The organism is Rufibacter sp. JT20002, from assembly GCF_056491185.1.
The window spans coordinates 1,661,196-1,681,831 of record NZ_JBSZJY010000001.1 but is presented as its reverse complement, the minus strand read 5'-3'; the positions used below and the strand labels follow the sequence as shown (position 1 = coordinate 1,681,831).

The window sequence follows — 20,636 nt, the reverse complement described above, 5'->3', positions numbered from 1 at the left end:
CCGGAATGAATTCTAAAAGACAGTTTTCGAATGAACGCTAGAGTTGGAACGCTTCTTCTTTGGATCGCTTCGTTTTCTGTCTGTTTCGGGCAGAGACAGGCTACCATCTCTATTGATGCCCAGAAGCGGGAAAAGAAGGTGTCGCCTACGCTGCACGGGATCTTCTTTGAGGAAATCAGCCACGGGGGCGAAGGCGGTTTGTACGGCGAGCTGATCCAGAACCGGGGGTTTGAGGAAGTACGCATCCCGAAAGGCACCACTTTGCAGAACGGGTTCCTGGTCCCTAACTCGGCTCCGCACTACAACCTGCCTAAAGGACAGGCCAGCGACTGGAAAATGCCCTGGACCTTGAAATCAAATTGGCCGGCTTGGTCAAGCCAGACCAGTGGTGGAGCCAAGGTAATGCTTACCTTAACTCAGGAAAAGCCTCTGAACGAGGCTACGCCCAATTCCTTGAAAGTAACGGTTGCTGATCTGGACAAATCGGATAAAGTCAGTCTGGTCAATGAAGGATTTTGGGGCATTAAAGTAGATCAGGGCAAAACCTACAAACTTAATTTCTACGCCCGCTCTGAGAAAAAATACAAGGGACCATTGACCGTGGCGCTTCAGAGCGAAGACGGGAAAACCCTGGCCAGTCACGTATTTGAAATCCCGCTCAAAGCCGGAGAATGGCAAAAGTTAAGCTGTGATCTGGTAGCGAATGCCGCTGATTCCAAAGCCAAATTCGTTATCAGCTTCGGCAGTACTGGAACATTGTTTCTGGACTTCGTTTCGCTTTTCCCCGCTGAAACCTACAAGAACCGGGAGAACGGCTTGCGGCCCGATCTGGCGCAGTACCTAGCCGACTTGAAGCCTTCGTTCATTCGGTGGCCGGGCGGTTGCTTTGTGGAAGGCATCACTGTAGAAAGTGCGCCCAACTGGAAAGAGAGCATTGGGCCGGTGGAGAAACGGCCGGGTACGTTCAGCCCGTGGGGCTACTGGTCCAGCGACGGATTAGGGTACCATGAGTTCCTGCAATTCTGCGAAGATACTGGTGCCGATGCCATGTACGTCTTCAATGCTGGGGTAGCCTGTGAGTTCAGAAGCGGGACGTTTGTGCCCGATGCTCAGGTGCCCGAGGTCATTGCCGATGTGCTGGACGCCATTGAATATGCTGTGGGGCCCGCCACCTCCAAGTGGGGGAAGGTAAGAGCCGCTAACGGACACCCAGCACCTTTCCCTTTGAAGTACGTGGAGGTAGGTAATGAGCAGCACGGCCCTTGGTACGCCAACCGGTTCAACCTGTTCTACGACGCTATCAAAGCCAAGTACCCAGACCTGAAAGTGATCGCCAGCATGGGCATTGCCGATGTGAACCAGCACACCTTGTCTGGAATGAAGAAGCTGGATATCGCCGATGAACATGCTTACAAATCGGCGTACTGGGCCATGAACAACTATGACCACTTTGACAAATACAAACGGGGTGATTGGGAACTGTACGTGGGCGAGTATGCCACCAATGCCGGCGTAGGCAGCGGGAACATGCTCGCAGCGCTCAATGATGCCGTGTACATCCTGGCCATGGAGCGCAATGGCGATTTGGTGACCATGTCCAGCTACGCGCCGCTGCTGGTCAATACCAATGACGTGGACTGGCCGGTGAACCTGATCAACTTCAACAACTCGCAGAGTTTCGCGCGGATTTCCTACTACGCCATCCAGATGCTGAACCAACACCGCGCCGACCAGAACCTGGCTACCTCGGTTCAGGTGCAGCCCGCCAAGGTAACCAAGCCGGCATTTGCCGGAGGCATCGGCTTGAGCACTTGGGACACGCAGACCGAGTACAAAGACATTCAGGTCATCCAGAAGGGAAACGTGGTCTACAGCAGCAATTTTGACAAAGTCGAAGGCGAGTGGGAAAAGGTGCGGGGCACCTGGGGCGTGAAGGAAGGCGCCATGGGCCAAACCGCGGAGGGAGCGCAGCTTTTTGCCATGCTCAAAGATAAATCCTATGACACCTACACCCTCAAACTGAAAGGCCGCAAACTCAGCGGTTACAACGCATTCATCATTCCGTTCGCGGTGAAAGATGGCGGCAAAACGCAGATGCGGGCGCACATAGGCTCTTACTGGAACCAATATGCCGTTTTTGAACAGGTCACCGAAGGCACAGAAGTAGCGAATTTATCCTCTTCCACCAAACTACCTGAGAAAATTGAGACCGGCAAGTGGTACGACATCCGGCTGGAGGTAAGTCTTAACAAAGTGGACTGCTACCTTAACGATAAGTTGCTGATGAGCTACACCACCCCGGACATGTTCTACAGCATCTCGGGCGTAGACGAGAAAACCGGCGACATCATTGTAAAGGTAGTGAACGGCTCTTCAGAAACTTACCAAACCAATATCAACCTGGAAGGTGTGGCCAACTTGTCGCCGGAGGGGGAAGTTGTGACGCTATCCTCAGAAAGCTACCAGGCGGAGAACTCGTTTGAGTCGCCGCAAAAGTATGTTCCGCAGACCTCCAAACTTACACAGGTGGCGCCTTCTTTTGAGGTGGGCGTGAAGCCTTATTCCATCTCGGTTTTCCGGCTCAAAACAAAAAAGTAAGGAGGTGAAAAGAAGGCCAGTTTAACGCTCACTTTTGTAAAACGGGCACCAAACGTAGCGTACCTAAATCAAGTAGATCTCCCCCTAAATCTATAAAAGTATGGCAGATTTAACCGCCTCAGAAAAGCATAAACTAGAAAGCCTTCTGAAAATGAAGCAGGGTTTCCTTCTGAATTTCTCCGATGCCTCTCTCAACGCATTTGTCTTCAGTAGTGTGGGAGTTGACTTCAGTAATGAAAAGTACAAGATAGGCACTGGGTCAAAGGCGAACCGGATGCGGGAGTTTTGGCGGTTAGAATCTGCCGTTGTCGTTGCCAAACTGATATTTGACCTTTGTCAGTATTTTCTGGAAACAAGAGAAAAGAAAGGAGAACCGCTTCAGCCGGAAGAGCAGACGCTATTCAACGACTGTGTCAATGTAAGCAGGAGGTTGTCTAACACAGTAGAAATAGTGGGAGTCGTCCTGAAAAGGAAAGAAACAAAACTTCCCGAACTGGAAAAAGGGTATGTGGGAGAGTTTGAAAAGATGATAACCAACCTGAGTCCTTTCCCGGGTTTCACCCCAGCAACGCAGGTCGCAGAAGTAGAAAATGAAACAGTACTGCTGGTTACCAATCAGGACATTATGCCATTTCTGGTGACCATGAGGTAAGTAGCCTAGTACTGTAGTCTTCCTGCTGAAACACCCAAAGTGAAGACAGTTTCTCTGCCGCTTTCTACATTCTCTCAAACAAGTTTTAGGCGGGCCTTTGCTTTGCCGCATCTTTTTTGCCCCCACTGCTATGTAGGTTTTGGGGCATCTGCTTTTACCAGCATTCTTCCTTTTTTATACGTTGCATTTGCATCATCCTTTAAGCAGCAGGGGTGTGTTCTGCTAAAGGTCTATCCAGTTCGGAGAAGTAAAATTTTAAGAGTACTTTGTCTAATCTGCCTGCTTTGCCTCTCTAGTAACAGGAGGACGAAAGGCTATCCTATTAAGTGGGTCTTTTGCCTAAACCGATCCAAAAGAGGCAAAGGTGTCTTGGGCAGACTAAGATTCACGTGGCTGATCTTAGGTCACAAGAAATATAGAGGAAGAAGCCAAAAAGAACCTTCGGGATAAGGCCGCGGTACACTCTACTTCATTTCAGGTGTGCTAGTAAGGAAAGAAGAGGAAAAAAGGCGAGATACCGGATAAAGGCCTCCTAGTTTGAAATCTCCGGAGGGAAATTCAAGGAGAAGTCCCTCGCTTTCTTTAAGTTTATTCCTGGCGATGGGAAAGGGAAGGTGCCGGAAAGAGATATACGTATTGAAGAAGATTACATGAAAAAACGCCCTGAATATACAATCAAAGATATAGCTGCCGAGCTGGGGATGTCTATTTCTTCCGTTTCTAGGGCTTTAAACGACCACCCCCACCAAAGCGAAAGCACCAAGCAGCGAGTACGGGAAGCGGTGGAGAAACTCAACTACCGGCACAACGCCGTAGCAGCCAGCCTGCGCAACAACCGGTCCCGCACCATCGGGCTGATTGTGCCCAAGATCTCCATGTATTTCATCTCCACGGTGATTACCGCCATCCAGAACAAGCTGCAGGAGTATGAATATAACCTCATGGTGTGCCAGTCCAATGACTCGGTGAAACTGGAGAAACAACTGGTGAATGCCATGTACGCCGCCCGGGTAGAGGGGCTGATTGTGTCCACCACCTTGCATACCGAGGATTTCTCCCATTTTGATGTCTTCACCAACGCCAATACCCCTTTGCTGTTCTTTGACCGGGTACCGTTAAACTATCCGGTGCATAAAATCCAGGGCGATGATTACCAGGGCGGATACCAGACCACGCGGCATCTGCTGGAAAAAGGCGCACGCCGCATCGCCCATATTGGAGGTCCTCTCAGTTGCAGCATCTACCGAGACCGGTTCGCGGGTTACCGAGACGCCATGAATGAGTTTGGCGCCCAAATAGAGAAAAATCTGTTGTTCTTTCATGAATTGACCAAGGAAAACACCCTGCTTGACTGTGAAATCCTTTTCACGGCAGCCACCCTGCCCGATGCCGTTTTCGCTTGTAATGACACGGCGGCCATTGCCGTGGTGGAGTACGCCAAGAAGCACAAGGTGGAGATTCCGGGTCAGCTGAAGGTGGCCGGCTATTCAAATGATCCAAGGTCTGAGATCATCGAGCCCTCCATTACCTCCGTAGAGCAGTTTCCTTACTTGGTAGGGGAGCAGGCAGCCGCGCTGATGATGGATTTGATACAGAAAAAGATCAAGCATGATGAGAACTACATTTCCCTCACCACTCCGGTAGAGGTCAAAACCCGCAAATCTACCGGGGCAGAAGATGGGGAAGACCTCCCCGCGCCGCTTTCTGCAGACCACCAACTCGTTTTATAACCAATTTCCCAAAAACACCCCATAAAGAGGCGTGTCGTAAGAAGCGCCTCCTTATGTAAACGTTTCCATAGTTTCCCTCAACCAAATCTTTATGAACATTGAATATGATGTGCGCTATGCGGTGAGTCCTGCTGAAACCAAAGCCATGGACACCCAAGCCCTGCGCCAGAACTTCCTGATCGAGAATCTTTTTCAGGCAGATAAGTTTCAGTTGACCTATAGCCATTATGATCGGTACATCGCCGGGGGCGTTATGCCGGTGAACCAGACGGTTTTACTAGACACCATAGAACCTCTCAAATCAGAGTACTTTCTGGAAAGGAGGGAACTGGGTATCATTAACATTGGCGGAACAGGAACCGTGGAGGCCGACGGGACTACTTATGAGTTACAGTACAAGGAGGCCCTGTATCTGGGGAAAGGCGTGAAGAAGGTGACGTTCCAGAGTCAAGAGACAGAGAGGCCCGCCAAGTTCTACCTTAACTCGGCGCCAGCGCACCAGACGTACCCTTCCAAAAAAGTCTCCCGGCAAGACGCCGAAGTGGTGAAACTGGGAACCAAGGAAACCGCCAACCAAAGAACCATCAACAAGCTACTGATTGCCGGCGTCATCCAAACCTGCCAATTGCAGATGGGCATGACCGAACTGGAAAGTGGCAGCGTCTGGAACACCATGCCAGCGCACACCCATGACCGTCGGATGGAAGTCTATGTCTATTTCGATATCCCTGAAGGGCAGTCGGTGTGCCATTTCATGGGCCAGCCCCAGGAAACCCGCCATATCTGGATGCAGAATGACCAAGCTGTGATCTCACCACCCTGGTCTATCCACTCCGGTGCCGGAACCTCCAATTACACCTTCATCTGGGGCATGGCCGGGGAGAACCTGGACTACTCAGACATGGATGCCTGCCTTAACACAGACCTAAGATAACGCCAGTTTCTATGATTTTACAGCAATTTGACTTGACCGGCAAGGTAGCCTGGATTACGGGTGGTACCCACGGTTTGGGCATGGCCATGGCAAGGGCATTAGGTCAGGCCGGGGCCACCATTGTGGTGAACGGTAACTCTTCCCAGGAGAAAGTAGACCGGGCGGTGCAAACGTATCGGAGCGATGGACTTTCAGCGCACGGGTATCTGTGCGATGTCACAAATCAGGAACAGGTTCGGGCACTGGTCACCCAGATAGAGCAGGAGGTAGGTTTGATTGATATTTTGGTAAACAACGCCGGAATCATTAAACGCATCCCACTGGCAGAAATAAGCTTGGAGGATTGGCAGGAAGTCATCACCGTGGATTTAACCTCACCCTTCATTGTGACGCAGGCAGTGGTAAAAGGCATGATAGAGCGCCGCAGCGGCAAGATCATTAACATCTGCTCCATGATGAGTGAGTTGGGCCGTCAGAACGTGGGGGCGTATGCCGCCGCCAAAGGAGGCCTGAAGATGCTCACCAAAAATATGGCCACCGAGTGGGCTAAGTTTGGGATACAAATCAACGGAATCGGGCCGGGATACTTTGCCACAGAGCAGACAGCACCCCTCAGGGTAGACGGCCATTCCTTCCATGAGTTCATTGTGAACCGTACCCCCGCCGGCAAATGGGGAGACCCCGATGAATTGGGCGGCGCCACCGTTTTCCTGGCTTCGCAGGCCAGTAACTTCGTGAACGGGCAAATCCTGTACGTAGACGGAGGCATCCTGGCTACCATCGGGAAACCGATGGGCGAGTAGCGACACCCAAGCACTGGGGCGTTTTAGGCCTGTTTTCCCCAAAACACCCTCAAAACGCAGGCTTTGATTCCCCTAATGCCTAAGCGCAAACCAATACCCAGGGCTTCTTTCAGGAACCGAAGGAGGCTATACAACCTTAACTATTTCGAGGGAGCTTGTGAAAGGGAAGCGTTCTTTCCAATAGCTTTCCGCTGAAACAAAGCAAACATTACCTTAGATGACAATGGTCATATCCTTACAAGTACAGAAAACCGCCTGGGCCGGGCTGTTACTGGCCACCGGTCTGTTGGCGTCCTGCCAGAAAATGCCCGGGGCGCATACCATCACCGTCAAAAACCGCCTGGACCTGGACCGCCCCTCCGAAACCATCTCGGTGCCTGTTTCCAGGGTGAAGGCTCTGGTGACACAATTTGGGGCCGAGAACCTCCTGATCAAGGACGCCGAAACTGGGAAAGTTCTGGTGAGCCAGCCGATGGATCAGAACCTGGACGGGACCATTGATGAAATCCTGTTTCAAACCGATATCAAAGCCAACGCCACCCGGAAGTTCTATGTGCAAGGCACCTCCAACGGAGCCGCCTCTCAGCCGAAGAGCGACGTGAGAACGTATTCCCGCTTTGTGCCGGAACGCACCGATGACTATACCTGGGAGAATGACCGGGTTGCCTTCCGGACCTACGGGCCCGTGGCGCAACAAATGGTAGAGCAGGGCGTTGCCGGCGGAACCCTGACCAGCGGGATGGATGCCTGGTTAAAGCGCGTAAATTACTCAATTATCGATGCCTGGTACAAAGGCTATCAGACCAATTCCAATTACTACCACACCGACAGGGGAGAAGGCTACGACCCGTACCACGTGGGGCCTAGCAGGGGTATTGGTGGAATAGGTGTCTGGGAAAACGATTCTCTGTATGTCTCCAGAAACTTCACAAGCTACCGCAAAATAGCCGATGGTCCCATCAGGACAGTGTTTGAGCTAACCTATGCTCCCTGGCAAGCCAACGGCAAAACCGTCACCGAGAAAAAGACCATCAGCCTGGATCTGGGAAGCAACATGACTCGCTTTGAGGTATCTGTGAAGAGCGACAAGCCACTACCTAACGTGACCGCCGGCATCACCCTGCACGACAAGAAAGGCGAAGTGAATGGAAACAAAGAGGCCGGTTGGTTCCGCTACTGGGAGCCCATGGATGACTCTTACCTGGGTACGGGAATTGTCATGACCCCAGCGGCGGTACAGTCCTTCAAAGACCACCGGGTGAAAACAAAAGACATGAGCCACTTATACGTCATGGCCTCGCCTAAAGAGGAAAAGGTGCTCTATTACGCGGGGTTTGGCTGGGCTAAAAGCGGGCAGTTTAAAACCGTGCAGGAATGGGATGCTTACCTGGCCAATTTTGCCAAACGTATCTCTTCCCCGTTGGAAGTCTCCTTTTAAATTGTTAGTTACGCTAGGGTAATGTAAAAACCTGAAAGTACTCTTGGCAATCGCCTCTGTTTTGGGCTCCTTCTCTAGAGGAGAGACCCAAAACAGAGGCGATTGCCTTTATGGAAACTACTTCTCTTAAGGCAATCACTACAATTCCCTAAGGTCTTGGAAGTAACAGAAGTCTGTGAAAGCCCTTTGATGTACCCACCGAATTTAAAACCTGAAAAAGAATAAATGTTTTTTTAACACCTATTGCATAAATGACAAAAGAAAACTAGTTTTATATCAAATCCTCAAAGGTGCTCATGAAATGCAATGGCCAACTAAGCTATTGCTAATTTTTAAGCTCTTTATGGAAACGTTTCCAGAAACTTGAATAATTAAACCTATGAAAGTGATTTCTACCTCTTCCCCCCAACTTCAGGTTACCGTTCAGGCGAAAGATGCTTTTGAGACAGAATTATGGAAACGTTTCCAGGCCGGTGACAGTGATGCCTTCGCTCAGCTCTACCAAACCTATGTCCAGGTAATCTATAATTATGGGCGTAAGTACTCAGACGATGAGGCCCTGCTGGAAGATTGCATCCATGGGTTGTTCCTGGATCTTTGGAAAAACCGGGAAAACTTGTCATTGCCCTCCTCGGTCAGATTTTACCTGTACGCCTCCCTCAAGCGGAGAATCCACAAAGAGGTGCAGAAAAGAAAAGAGCTGGCCGTAGACGATTTTCAGGAGATAGACAGGTTATGTTCTGAGGTAAATGCCTCCATGGAGGACGTGTTGGTCACAGCCCAAAGCAAGGAGCAGCAGAAAGCCTCCCTCAAGAAGGGCTTGCTTTTGTTGCCGGTGAATCAGCGAAAAGCGATTCTGTTGAAATTTTACAAAGACCTCAATTTTCAGGAGATCTCCGCGGCAATGGATATGAGCATTGACAATGTCTATAAACTCGTTAGCCGGGGCTTGCTGGCGCTACGGAAAAACGTCAAGAACCTGCACTTGGGGTAAGCCTGGTGTGCTGCGAACTAGCGGCTGTTTTCAGGAGAAGGCTTGGCTTTTGGTCTCTTTTCTGAAAATAGTTGCCAAACGCTGTCCAATTATTGCCAAAGGCCGCTCTTGGTAAGTAGAACTAAGGCGTTAAATTTGGTGATGGATCAATTTCAGGAATATAGCCATTACTCTTCTGAGGATTTTGTGGAGGATAGTTCCTTTTGGGGCTGGGTGTTAGAAGAGACAAATGCTGATCGGGATTTCTGGAAGAAGTTTGTTGAAGCGCACCCAGGCATGGCCGTGGTGATAGCGCAGGCAAGAGAAAAGGTGCTGGAGTTGAATACCCAGCAAGTTCAGCTGCCCCAAGACCGGGTGGCCGCTTTATGGGCTAAAATAAACCAGTCCGCCTCCGCGGAGCTTCCCCTGGACTCTGAGCAGACTCAAACCAGGGCAATGCTGTAGCAATGCCTTCATGTTTCCAGCAGGCCCTTTTTAGGTAGGTAATGATAACCTTGCCCCAGTTGCCGGAAAAGCCTTTGTTCCTTAGGGAGATGATTTTGTGGTAGAGCGCTTTTTAGGCCATGTTCTGGCCAGAGAAAGCAGAACTACCCACCGTCCTTCATGTGCGAAAACTGGGGCGGGTGCCTTGCCTGGCTTGAAAAGCAAGGGTGGGCACCCGCTACTTTTTTAGTGGGCGGCTTGGTAAGATATTACGTATATATAAAGGTTCTCTGTTGATGAAATGTAAGTTACTGGCGCTTGCCAGTCTAATCCTTTCCCTGCTTGTGGTGCCTGCCGAGGCGCAGAAGAAAAAGCCCCAGAAAGCCACCGATAGAAAGGTCTGGCTCCAACACCTGGACAGGGTCGCGCGGCCGGTGCTGTCCAACTTGGCAGAGGATCGGCTAAAGGAGAAAATGCCGGTGGCCCTCTCCAACAAGATCGACAATAAAAGCTCTAGGGAGAAAGTGTCGTACCTGGAGGCGTTTGGCCGGGTCATGAGCGGCATAGGTCCCTGGTTAAACACCGAAGGCGGGTCTCAGGAAGAAGTGGCGCTCAGAGCCCAGTACCGGCAATGGGCCCTGAAAGGGATAGCCAACGCCGTGAACCCTGCGGCAAAAGACTATATGCAATGGAACGGCGGGCAACCCCTGGTAGACGCTTCTTTTCTGGCCCTTGGGCTGGTGCGTTGCCCTTGGTTGTGGGAGAACCTGGATGCCCCGGTGAAGGAGCAGGTGATCACGGCTTTCAGAACCACCCGCGGTACCGTGCCGGTTTTCTCCAACTGGGTTCTGTTCACCGGCATGATAGAAACCTTCTTCTGCCAGTATGGCTTGGAGTATGATCCTGTACGCATTGAGTACGGGGTAAGGGAGTTTGCTAACCATTGGTATGTGGGTGATGGCATGTACTCAGATGGGATGAACTTCGCGCAGGATTACTACAACAGCTATGTCATTCAGCCGTATTTGGCCACCATTGTGCGGGTGGTCAACGAGAAAAAGAAAAGCTACAACTGGTATGCCCCCAACCTGCTTAAAATAAACCAACGGTACGCCGAGCTTCAGGAACGCATGATCCATACCGACGGCAGTTTTCCGGTCATCGGGCGGTCTATTACCTACAGAGGAGGGGCTTTCCATCACCTCGCCGATATGGCTTACCGGAAGCAATTACCAGAATCACTGAACCCTGCCCAGGTAAGGAGTGCCTTAACCGCGGTGCTGAACAAAACAATGGAGGCACCCTCTACCTTCACCAAAGAGGGCTGGCTGAACATCGGGTTGTACGGGCAGCAACCAGACGTGGCAGACTTCTACATCACCACCGGGAGCCTCTACTTGTGCGCCACTATTTTCCTGCCCCTAGGCTTGCCAGAGACAGACGCCTTCTGGTCCTCCCCAGCTGCTCCCTGGACCGCTGTAAAAGCCTGGAGCGGGCAACCGGTGCCGGCAGACCATGCACTGGAGTTGAAATAAGTTCTTGACTTATTTCTGCTCCGGAGAAAAATATCAGAGGTGAAAAGCGATTGGAACGCAAATTATTAGCTATTTCGAGGCGGTTTTCCTGAAAATAGGCCTGAAATCCTTCTAAGAACTCGCTTTGTTCTTCTGGGAGCGGCTTGCAGAGCATGATTTATTTTGTAAACTTCCATATGCCAAAGAATGGAGGAGCGATGAAGAGAAGGAAGTTGGGAGAGTGGCTTTTGGAGTAGTTCCAGGAATGTAAGGTTGGAAGTTGTTGAATTGAGAAACAGAATAAAACATAGTGTCAGGAGCCAGAAGAAACGGTTGTCCTTAGGTCTGAGAGCACTACTGCTGTTCTTGTTGCTAGGGATGGCTCTTCCTTTGACTTCTTTTTTGCCAAACCAGCCCGGAAACATCATCCGGCAGTTTGGGGTAGAGGATGGGTTGTCCCTGGGCATTGTCACCAGCATCAGCCAGGACCAACGGGGCCTGATGTGGTTTGCCACCGAAGACGGCCTGAATCGCTTTGATGGCTACTCGTTCAAGGTTTTCAAATATGACCCCGCCAGAAGCAGTAGCTTAACCGGAAACTTCATCCGCAAGGTATTCACTGATTCCAAAGGAATCGTTTGGGTTTCCTCCCGCCATGGGTTGAACCGCTTCAATGACAAAGGAGAAGCTTTCCTGCACTATAGTTACAATCCAGGCTCTAAAAGTTCCCTCGCGGGCAATGACATAAGTGACATCGCAGAATCAAGGTCGGGGAATCTGTGGGTGGCATCCTACAAAGGAGGCGTTTCCTTCTACCATAGAGGGAAAGACCAATTCACTGCCTATCCAAGTAAAAAGCTGCCTGGGCTATCCAGCGACAAGATCATCAGCCTGCACGAAGACAGCAAAGGCTGGCTCTGGATTGGGACCCAGGATGGCGGCGTGCACGTGTACAAGGTAAAAAAGGGCGCTCCTCAGGGCAAAGTTTCGCTTCCCGTTGCGGAGGGTCTATCCAGGGCGAACGTCTCCTGTATCTATGAAGACCGCTCCGGTAATGTTTGGCTGGGGACTGCCAAAGGCCTGTACCTTTATTCCAGAGCTACAAAAAGCATCACTCCCTTCATCGGTAATAAATACTTCAGGAACAGCACCATTGTGCTCTCGGTGTTAGAGGATAGCAAGGGGATGCTGTGGGTAGGCCTGCAAGACGGCGGGGTTTACCAGTTAGACCTGCGCCAATTGAGAAACAACGGTCCGGAGAATGTTCTTTTCACAGAGGTGCAGGGGAAAGACGGTCGGCTGCTCACCCAGCGGTCGGTGCAAGCCCTTTTTGAAGATAAGGATCAGAACATATGGGTGGGCACTTATGGCGATGGCATCAAAATGGTGGCCAGCAAAAAGGAGAAGTTCATCAAATTCCGCCTTTCCCCCAATGAGCTTGGCACCCCTGTTCCAACGGAGCTTCGCTACTATGGCATCAGTACCGATCTGGAAGGGAACCTGTGGCTTGGAACGGATGGCAACGGGATTTTCAAAAGCGACAAGACAGGCAAGGTCCTCAGTCATTACACTAGTTCCCAGACCGGGAAAGGGTTAACCGATGATGCCATTCTCAGTGCTTTAAGAGACTCTAGGCAGAACCTGTGGTTCGGTTCCTACTCCAAAGGCTTGTTCCTGTACAGAAAAGAAACCGATTCTTTCCTGAACTTCCAACATGACCCGGCTAACGTCCATTCTTTAAGCGGCAACGATGTGCGCGCCTTGTTTGAGGATTCCAGAAAGAACCTTTGGGTAGGCACCAATGGCGGCGGTTTAAGTCTCTTCAACGCGCAAAACCAAACGTTCAAGAACTTCAATACAGGTAATAGCGGCATCTCCTCTAATGATGTAAGAACCTTAGCGGAGGACAAGCAAGGCCGGTTATGGATTGGTACCTACGGTGGAGCGCTAAGTTGCTATTCCCCTGGGAAGCGCACCTTCAAGAAGTTTTCTTATGTGGTTGGCAAGGAACGGAATCCCTCCAGTGAGGTGGTTTTGGCGCTTTTCGTAGACCAAAAGCAAAATCTTTGGATTGGTACCGAGGAAGATGGTTTGTTTAAGTACAACCTGGCTACAAACAAAATCCAGCAGTATCGGGAAAAGGATGGCCTTGCCAATAACACTATTTATGCGATCCAGGCGGACGTCATCGGGAATATCTGGGTAAGCACCAACCGCGGCCTGACCAAGATAGACGCCCAATCTGGGAAATTGTACAACTACGGCCTAGCCGATGGCCTGCAGAGCGGAAAATTTAACCCGGGATCTGTGCTGGTAGACAAAAAAGAAGGCCTTCTGGGATTTGGGGGCACCAAAGGGTTGAATCTGTTTTACCCGGGCCAGATCAAGGAATCGGTTTCTGCCCCCAAGGTCCTGATCACCGGGCTGCAACTTTTCAACAAGCCAGACAACCCGCAGGAGCAGGGGCAACTTATTGAGGAAAACCAAACCCTTACTTTGCGGCCCGACCAATCTGTGTTCATGCTGGAATTCGGGGCTTTGGACTATGCGCATCCTGCCAAGAACAGCTATGCCTACAAGCTGGAGGGCTTTGACAAGGACTGGAACTACGTGGGGCAGCAGCGCTCGGCTACGTATCGGTATCTGAGTCCGGGTACGTATACGTTTCAGGTGAAGGCCTCCAATCAGGAGAACGCTTGGGAGGAGGAGTTTACTTCCTTGAAAGTAGTGGTGCTGCCGCCTTTCTGGAGAACCATCTGGGCCTACTGCCTGTACTTGATCCTCGCCATCGCTCTTGGGTTCGCGGTGTATTATTTTGTGGCCCGGCAACGGAAGCTTCGGCGGAAGTTGATGGTAGCCAAAGCCCAAAGCCGCAAAGAGCGTCGCATCGCCAGGGAAAGACTGAGTTTTTTCACCGAGGTGTCACATGAGTTCAGGACTCCGCTCACCTTGATGCTGGGCCCCTTGGAAGACCTGATCAACAAGGAAAACTCTAACGATACGGGCAAGAAACTTCAAATGGTTTTCCGGAATGCCCATAAGCTCCTGACCCTGATCAACAAGTTGCTGGATTACCGGAAAGCGGAAGCGGGTAGCTTGGTGTTGAAAGTGCAGGAAGAAGACCTCGTGAGTTTTGTGAAGGAAACCTACATCTCCTTCCAGGAACTGGCCGCCCAGAAACAGATTGATTACCGGTTAGAAGTGCCCGAGGCTCCGGTACTGGTTTGGTTTGACCGGGAAAAGTTGGAGATGGTCTTAAGTAACCTGCTGTCCAACGCGTTCAAGTATCTAGGGCAGGGTAACCGCATCACGGTTTCGCTTGCGGTAGAAAGCTCTTCTCAAGGTTTAGGGTTCGCCACCGTGGAGGTGAAGGACAATGGAAGGGGCGTGCCTGTAAGTCAGCAAAAGCACATCTTTGACTGGTTCTTCCAAGGCGATCCTGTCACCCCCATGAGCTCGGGATTGGGCTTGGCGCTGGCTAAAAGGCTGGTGTTGCTGCACAAAGGCGACATCTTTGTACAGAGCGAGGAAGGTGCCGGCGCCACCTTCGGGTTTAAGATTCCTTTGGGAATGGAGCACGTGGACGTTTCTACTATTGTCAGTACAGAAGCCGTTCCTTTGTTACCAGAAGCCAAGCCCGAGGTCTCTTCCCTGCAAGATGATTTTGGCCTGATTCCGGAAAATCACCCTAAAAAAGGACAGCGCAAGATATTGGTGGTGGAAGATGAGGAAGACATCAGAAAGCTCCTGAAATACTACTTGGGCGAACATTTCCACATCATAGAAGCAGCAAACGGCAAAGAAGGCTTGGAGCTCGCGCTGGCCCACCATCCTAACATCATCATCAGCGACGTGAAGATGCCGGTCATGGACGGGATAGAACTGTGCCGCGAGTTGAAGGCGAACATCAGAACCAGCCATATCCCGGTAGTGCTTTTGACGGCACGCACTGCTTTTGCCCACCACAAAGAAGGGCTGGACACCGGAGCCGATGCCTACCTGACCAAGCCTTTCAGCCCCGAACTGTTACAGATCAAGATCAAAAACCTGTTGGAGTCTCAGGAGAAGCTCAAGAAATTTTACCTCAATCTTTTCAACATCAACACGCCTCAACCCCAGCAGGTCGTAGCGGAATCCAACTCAGTAGATGAGCAATTCCTGAAACGCATTTATGAGGTGTTAAAAGAGAACCTGGAGAATTCTGAATTCAACGTGAATGACCTGGCGGCGGCCCTGAACATGAGCCGGTCTTTGGCTTATAAGAAAATTAAACTGCTCACCGGGGCCTCTCCCGTGGAGTACCTGCGCACCCTGCGGCTGCAGGAGTCGGCCAGGCTGCTGAGAACAGGCAAGTACAAAGTGTTTGAAGTGGCCAGTCAGGTGGGCTTCAATGATGATAAGTACTTCAGACAGTGCTTCTCCAAGGAATTTGGATGTACCCCTTCTGAATTTGTAAAAACAGCAGATATCTCCTGATTAACAGGGTGTTTTTAATAAAAATACACATATACCCCTGTTTAAATAACAGTTTGTCACCTCTCAAATGAGGAAGGATGCTGTTCCTTTGACATAGAAAAGCAAGCGAGTAGGTGCACTGCCCAACGGGTGAGAAGGTGCTATCATCACTCAGGTCTGCCGTTCTAAAATCCCGCTTAAGGAATTGTCAAACTAACCCATTCTTCCAAATGCAACACACATTACTCAAAACAAAGAGGTACCTCTTGGTGCTACCTCTACTGCTCTTTCAGGTTGCGGTGGCCTTGGCGCAAGGTCATACAGTGAAAGGTAAAGTAACCGATGAGACTGGTACAGGCATGCCGGGGGTGACCGTATTGCTGAAGGGAACTTCTACTGCTGCCCCCACCAGTGCGGACGGAACGTACACCATCCAAACTCCTTCGGGCGAGGGAACGCTTGTTTTCTCCTTCATCAGCTACCAGACGCAAGAGGTAGCCATCAACAACCGCACCACCATTGATGTCTCCCTGAGTACCGATGCGAAAGCCTTGGACGAGGTAGTAGTGGTAGGGTATGGCACGCAGAAGAAAGCCACCGTGACCGGTTCCATTTCTGAAGTAGGAGGAGCCGCCATCAACAAGAGCCCTCAGCCAAACGTCTCTAACGCACTGGCTGGCCGTGTCTCTGGGGTGGTGATCAACAACCGGGGCGGTGAGCCTGGCTACGACGGAGCCGAAGTAAGGGTAAGGGGCCTGGCTACCACTGGTAACAACGATGTACTGGTAGTAGTGGACGGAGTTCCCGGCCAGATTGGCGGCTTAGACCGCTTAGATCCTAATGACATTGAAAGCATCACGGTTTTGAAAGACGCTTCGGCGGCAGTTTACGGAAACCGGGCCGCAAACGGCGTGATCCTGGTGACTACCAAAAGAGGAACCACCGGTAAGCCAACTGTTTCCTATAGCTTTAACCAGGGATTCTCTTCCCCAACCAGACTGCCCAAGTTCGCGGATGCGGCAACCTACGCCACCATCCTGAACGAGATTGACTACTACAACAACACAGCCGGTGGGTTAAACCAACGCTACACCCCTGAAGAGATTGAGCTTTTCCGGAACGGTTCAGACCCGTTGAACTACCCAAACACCAACTGGCTAGATGAAGTACTAGATCCTTATGCGCTGCAAAACAGACAGAACCTTTCCGTAAACGGAGGAACTGAGAACGTGAAGTACTTCGCTTCTTTGGGTACCCTGTACCAGGATGCGCTTTATAAGCAAGGCGCCACCAAATACAACCAGTACAACTTCAGAACCAACCTGGATGCGAACATCACCGATCGGTTCAGTGTAGGCTTGACCCTGGCTGGCCGGCAGGAAGACAGACAGTTCCCGCAGCACGGTGCCGGCGGAATCTTCTGGCAGACCTACCGCGCGTATCCATTCATCCCGGCCCGCTATCCTAATGGTCTGCCTTCGCAAGGGGTAGAAGGCGGAATCAACCCAGTGATGATTGTCACCGATGCCGCCGGTTTAAACAAAAACCAACGCCTTATCTTCAACGGAATCCTGAGAGGCCGCTATGACTTCGGGTTTTTGGAGGGACTATCCGTGGATGGTTTCTACTCTGTGGACAGAGGCCAGAGCTTTACCAAATCTTTCGTGAAGCCTTACCTGGTGTACTCCTATGAAGGCAATGACACCTACAAGCCTATCACCGTGGGAGAGCCCAAAGCTTCCCTGTCACAAATCCAGGAGAACACCAACCTGCTAACGGCTAACATCAAGTTGAATTTTGAGCGCAATTTTGGCGATCATGGCATCAACGCCTTCGTGGGCTATGAGCAAAGCGAAAACAGCCTGGAGCATTTAGAGGCCGGAAGAAGAAACTTCCCCACCATCCTGACGCCAGAATTGTCACAAGGTGGAACCGGACCTAACGACAGAAGCAACGCGGGCTGGAGCTGGGTGTTTGCCAGAAGAAGTTACTTGGGCCGGATTGCTTATAACTACAAAGAGAAATACCTGGCAGAGTTGCAGATGCGGGCCGATGGCTCGGCTAACTTCCCGAAAGACAGCCGCTGGGGCTATTTCCCAGGTGTGTCGGTGGGTTGGAGAATCTCTGAAGAAGGTTGGTTCAAGAACAGCCTGCCATTCATGAATGAATTGAAGCTGCGGGCTTCTTACGGTGAGCTGGGGAACGACAACGTGGGCTCCAACCAGTTCATGAACAACTATAGCTTTGATAACCGCTATGTGATTGGCAATGAAGTGTACCCTGGCTTAAACCTGGTAAAACTGGCCAACCCGAACATCACCTGGGAGGTTGCCCAGAAAACAGACATCGGGATAAGCGGTATTTTCCTGAACAATTTCGATTTTGAGTTCATCTACTTCCGGCAGAAACGGAAAGACATTCTGGCCAACCGGAACGCTTCGGTGCCTAACGTAACGGGTATCGTTAACCCTTGGGGTTCAGATCCGCTGGTGCCTTCTGAGAACATCGGCCGGGTAGATAACAACGGGATTGAGGCAACGCTGGGCTTTAATAAAGACGCCGGTGAGTTCAAGTACAACATCTCCGGAAACATCACTTACGCCAAAAACAAGATCGTATTCGTAGACGAAGCCCCTAGCATTTTGGAGCACCAAAGACAAACCGGTGGTCCTTTGAATACCTATCTGCTGTACCGCTCCATCGGCATCTACCGGACACAGGAAGATCTGGACCGTTATCCGCATCCATCGGGCGCAAAACTGGGTGATTTGATCTATGAAGACTACAACCAGGATGGCAAGATCTCAGCAGATGACCAGGTAAGAACCGATCTGGGAAATATCCCGCAAATCACCTACGGCTTGAACCTGGGTGCCCAATACAAAGCGTTTGACTTCTCCGTCCTCTTCCAAGGGCAGGCTAAAGTAAGACAGTATGTGTTGCCTGATGTGGGGTTAAGCGGAAACTTCTTCAGCACCTGGGCAGATAACAGATGGAGCCCAACCAATCAAAACGGATCTTACCCACGGGTAGACACCCGTACCGGCTCTGCCGTGAGTGGCGGACTTTTCCCAAGTGACTTCTGGCTGTACAACACCGCTTTCGTTCGGATCAAGAACGTGGAGTTAGGGTACAACCTGCCTTCTACCTTACTGTCCAAAATCAAGATTGAGGGGGTACGGGTGTATGCCAACGCCTTCAACTTAGCCACTTTCACCAAGGTGAAGGATTTTGACCCCGAAACCAGCTCAGGGAACGCACAATTCTACCCGCAGCAGCGGATCATCAACCTTGGGGTAAATGTCAAATTCTAATTCCAGCAATAGTATGAAACTGAAAATATTTACGGCTGTTGCCTTAGGCTTGGCAATGAGCTTTACCTCTTGTAAAGAAGATTTCCTGGAAGTGACGCCTACTGACCGGGTATCAGACGAGGCCATCATCGGGGATTCGGTGCTCTTCGAGTCCTTCGTAATCAACCGTTACTTAGGAGCCAGACTACAGGACAAAGAAGCAGACGGAGCGCCTCCGGGCTTTGGAAGGGGCTGGGAATATGCCCTCTGGTCCTCACTCACTGACGAGTCTATCTACCGCAGCGATGACAACACCTGGCTGGTGCAACGCGGACAACTTGCCCCTGAGAATACCGGTATCACCGTTTCTTTGTGGGGTAGAAGTTACCGCAGCATACGGGAGGTAAACTATGCCCTGGCTAATATTGAGAAGGTCCCCATGAGCCAGTCGCACAAGAACCTGCTGGTGGCGGAGCTGAAGTTTATCCGGGCCTTCCGGTACCATGACCTGATCCGCAACTACGGAAAGGTAGTATTGGTGGGAGATAAGGTAGCACAGTTAGGAGAAGATTTTACTGATCCGGCTCTTTTCCAGCGATCTACGCTTCAGGAAGCAATCGCGTACGCCACGTCAGAGTTGGAGGCTGCCGCCGCCGCTTTGCCTGCAGATTACAGCAACAGCTGGCAGAAAGGACGGGCCACCAAAGGTGCTGCTTTAGCGCTTAAGTCCAGACTCATGCTTTATGCCGCCAGCCCGCTGTACAAACAGAATGGCACTACGGTTACCTGGCAGCAGGCAGCACAGGCCGCCAAAGAAGTGATGGACCTGGATCTGTACAGCATTGACCCGCAGTACGCCAATATGTTCATCAACGAGGCCGGCACCAGCGATGAAATCATCTTTGCCCGGTACTACAATATAAACTCCCGCCATACAGCCTTGGAGATTGCCAACGGACCAAACGGGTACGATGGCTGGGGCGGAAATGCGCCTCTGCAGAACCTGGTAGATGCCTATGAAACTACCGAGGGGAAAGCCATCTCAGACCCAACCTCAGGGTATAATCCGCAGAACCCCTATGTAAACAGAGATCCCCGGTTCTATGCCACCATCCTGTACAACGGGGCTGAGTATAGAGGAAGAATGTTAGAGACCTTTACGCCTGGCGGGAAAGACAGCAAGGATGGTCCCTCTAACTGGAACACGTCCCAGACCGGTTATTACCTGCGGAAGTTCATGGATGATACCAACCCTATCCAGAACCCCTGGAACGTGGCCGGAAGACAGCCTTGGATTTATTTCCGCTACGCGGAGATCCTGCTGAACTATGCTGAGGCCCAAAACGAAGCGGTTGGGCCTGATGCAACGGTCTACGCAGCCATCAACATGATCCGTCAGCGCCAGAGTGTCAACATGCCGGCGCTTCCGCAGGGGCTTTCCCAAGCTGAAATGCGGCAACGCATCCGGAACGAACGGCAGGTGGAATTGGCCTTTGAGGAGCACCGCTTCTATGATGTGCGCCGCTGGCTGGTAGCCGAACAAACTGAAAACGTACCGGCCTACGGAATGGAGATCACCAAGCAAGGAAGCAACTTTGTCTATACCCGCAAGGTAGCTCTGGAAGGTCGTCGCTTTGAAACAAAGCACTACTGGCTGCCTATCCCAAGAGCTGAGATACAGGCGACCGGAGGTAAATTAGAGCAAAACCCAGGTTACTAACCTTTATGTAATGGATCTCCCATGGTGCCTTTGAATAGCGCCATGGGAGCTTTTACGCGCAAGGTCAAACCAAAAGGAACTG

General features: G+C 51.1%; 12 protein-coding genes. All 12 read left to right on the top strand.

From position 1 onward, the window contains the following. Positions 1-30 precede the first annotated feature (30 nt). The 12 genes from ACW9SV_RS06610 (at position 31) to ACW9SV_RS06555 (ending at position 20,554) form a co-directional block, all read left to right on the top strand. The gene (locus ACW9SV_RS06610) at positions 31-2,598 is read left to right on the top strand and encodes an alpha-L-arabinofuranosidase C-terminal domain-containing protein (protein WP_479555949.1); all 2,568 of its coding nucleotides are present in this window, start codon (positions 31-33) and stop codon (positions 2,596-2,598) included. A gap of 100 nt (positions 2,599-2,698) precedes the next feature. Further along, positions 2,699-3,250, top strand: coding sequence for a hypothetical protein (locus tag ACW9SV_RS06605; protein WP_479555948.1), 552 nt, complete (start codon positions 2,699-2,701; stop codon positions 3,248-3,250). A gap of 650 nt (positions 3,251-3,900) precedes the next feature. Further along, entirely contained in the window at positions 3,901-4,980 is a 1,080-nt protein-coding gene (locus ACW9SV_RS06600; protein ID WP_479555947.1) for a LacI family DNA-binding transcriptional regulator, read from the top strand. 91 nt (positions 4,981-5,071) lie between these two features. After that, a complete protein-coding gene (gene kduI, locus ACW9SV_RS06595; RefSeq protein WP_479555946.1) occupies positions 5,072-5,914 on the top strand; it encodes a 5-dehydro-4-deoxy-D-glucuronate isomerase in 843 nt (280 codons plus the stop codon). 11 nt (positions 5,915-5,925) lie between these two features. Then, positions 5,926-6,717, top strand: a complete 792-nt coding sequence (locus ACW9SV_RS06590; protein ID WP_479555945.1) for a gluconate 5-dehydrogenase — start codon at positions 5,926-5,928, stop codon at positions 6,715-6,717. Positions 6,718-6,940: 223 nt separating this feature from the next. Further along, positions 6,941-8,155 carry a DUF4861 domain-containing protein gene (locus ACW9SV_RS06585; RefSeq protein WP_479555944.1) on the top strand — a complete coding sequence of 405 codons (1,215 nt, stop codon included), beginning with the start codon at positions 6,941-6,943 and terminating at the stop codon, positions 8,153-8,155. 379 nt (positions 8,156-8,534) lie between these two features. Then, a complete protein-coding gene (locus tag ACW9SV_RS06580) occupies positions 8,535-9,149 on the top strand; it encodes an RNA polymerase sigma factor (protein WP_479555943.1) in 615 nt (204 codons plus the stop codon). Between the two features lie 141 nt (positions 9,150-9,290). Continuing rightward, positions 9,291-9,593, top strand: coding sequence for a hypothetical protein (locus ACW9SV_RS06575; protein WP_479555942.1), 303 nt, complete (start codon positions 9,291-9,293; stop codon positions 9,591-9,593). Between the two features lie 275 nt (positions 9,594-9,868). Continuing rightward, positions 9,869-11,107 (top strand): DUF2264 domain-containing protein, encoded by a 1,239-nt coding sequence (locus tag ACW9SV_RS06570; protein WP_479555941.1) that lies wholly within the window; start codon positions 9,869-9,871, stop codon positions 11,105-11,107. A 369-nt stretch (positions 11,108-11,476) separates the two neighbouring features. Further along, positions 11,477-15,562 carry a hybrid sensor histidine kinase/response regulator transcription factor gene (locus ACW9SV_RS06565; RefSeq protein ID WP_479555940.1) on the top strand — a complete coding sequence of 1,362 codons (4,086 nt, stop codon included), beginning with the start codon at positions 11,477-11,479 and terminating at the stop codon, positions 15,560-15,562. A 209-nt stretch (positions 15,563-15,771) separates the two neighbouring features. Continuing rightward, positions 15,772-18,855, top strand: coding sequence for a SusC/RagA family TonB-linked outer membrane protein (locus ACW9SV_RS06560; RefSeq protein WP_479555939.1), 3,084 nt, complete (start codon positions 15,772-15,774; stop codon positions 18,853-18,855). 13 nt (positions 18,856-18,868) lie between these two features. Next, entirely contained in the window at positions 18,869-20,554 is a 1,686-nt protein-coding gene (locus ACW9SV_RS06555; RefSeq protein WP_479555938.1) for a RagB/SusD family nutrient uptake outer membrane protein, read from the top strand. The last annotated feature ends 82 nt before the right edge of the window (positions 20,555-20,636 follow it).

Excerpts from the sequence above, each read along its gene's own strand:
- ACW9SV_RS06555 (WP_479555938.1), top strand. The coding sequence starts at position 18,869 with ATGAAACTGAAAATATTTACGGCTGTTGCCTTAGGCTTGGCAATGAGC.
- ACW9SV_RS06585 (WP_479555944.1), top strand. The coding sequence starts at position 6,941 with ATGGTCATATCCTTACAAGTACAGAAAACCGCCTGGGCCGGGCTGTTA.
- ACW9SV_RS06580 (WP_479555943.1), top strand. The coding sequence starts at position 8,535 with ATGAAAGTGATTTCTACCTCTTCCCCCCAACTTCAGGTTACCGTTCAG.
- ACW9SV_RS06570 (WP_479555941.1), top strand. The coding sequence starts at position 9,869 with ATGAAATGTAAGTTACTGGCGCTTGCCAGTCTAATCCTTTCCCTGCTT.
- ACW9SV_RS06560 (WP_479555939.1), top strand. The coding sequence starts at position 15,772 with ATGCAACACACATTACTCAAAACAAAGAGGTACCTCTTGGTGCTACCT.
- ACW9SV_RS06605 (WP_479555948.1), top strand. The coding sequence starts at position 2,699 with ATGGCAGATTTAACCGCCTCAGAAAAGCATAAACTAGAAAGCCTTCTG.
- ACW9SV_RS06590 (WP_479555945.1), top strand. The coding sequence starts at position 5,926 with ATGATTTTACAGCAATTTGACTTGACCGGCAAGGTAGCCTGGATTACG.
- ACW9SV_RS06600 (WP_479555947.1), top strand. The coding sequence starts at position 3,901 with ATGAAAAAACGCCCTGAATATACAATCAAAGATATAGCTGCCGAGCTG.
- kduI (WP_479555946.1), top strand. The coding sequence starts at position 5,072 with ATGAACATTGAATATGATGTGCGCTATGCGGTGAGTCCTGCTGAAACC.
- ACW9SV_RS06610 (WP_479555949.1), top strand. The coding sequence starts at position 31 with ATGAACGCTAGAGTTGGAACGCTTCTTCTTTGGATCGCTTCGTTTTCT.
- ACW9SV_RS06575 (WP_479555942.1), top strand. The coding sequence starts at position 9,291 with ATGGATCAATTTCAGGAATATAGCCATTACTCTTCTGAGGATTTTGTG.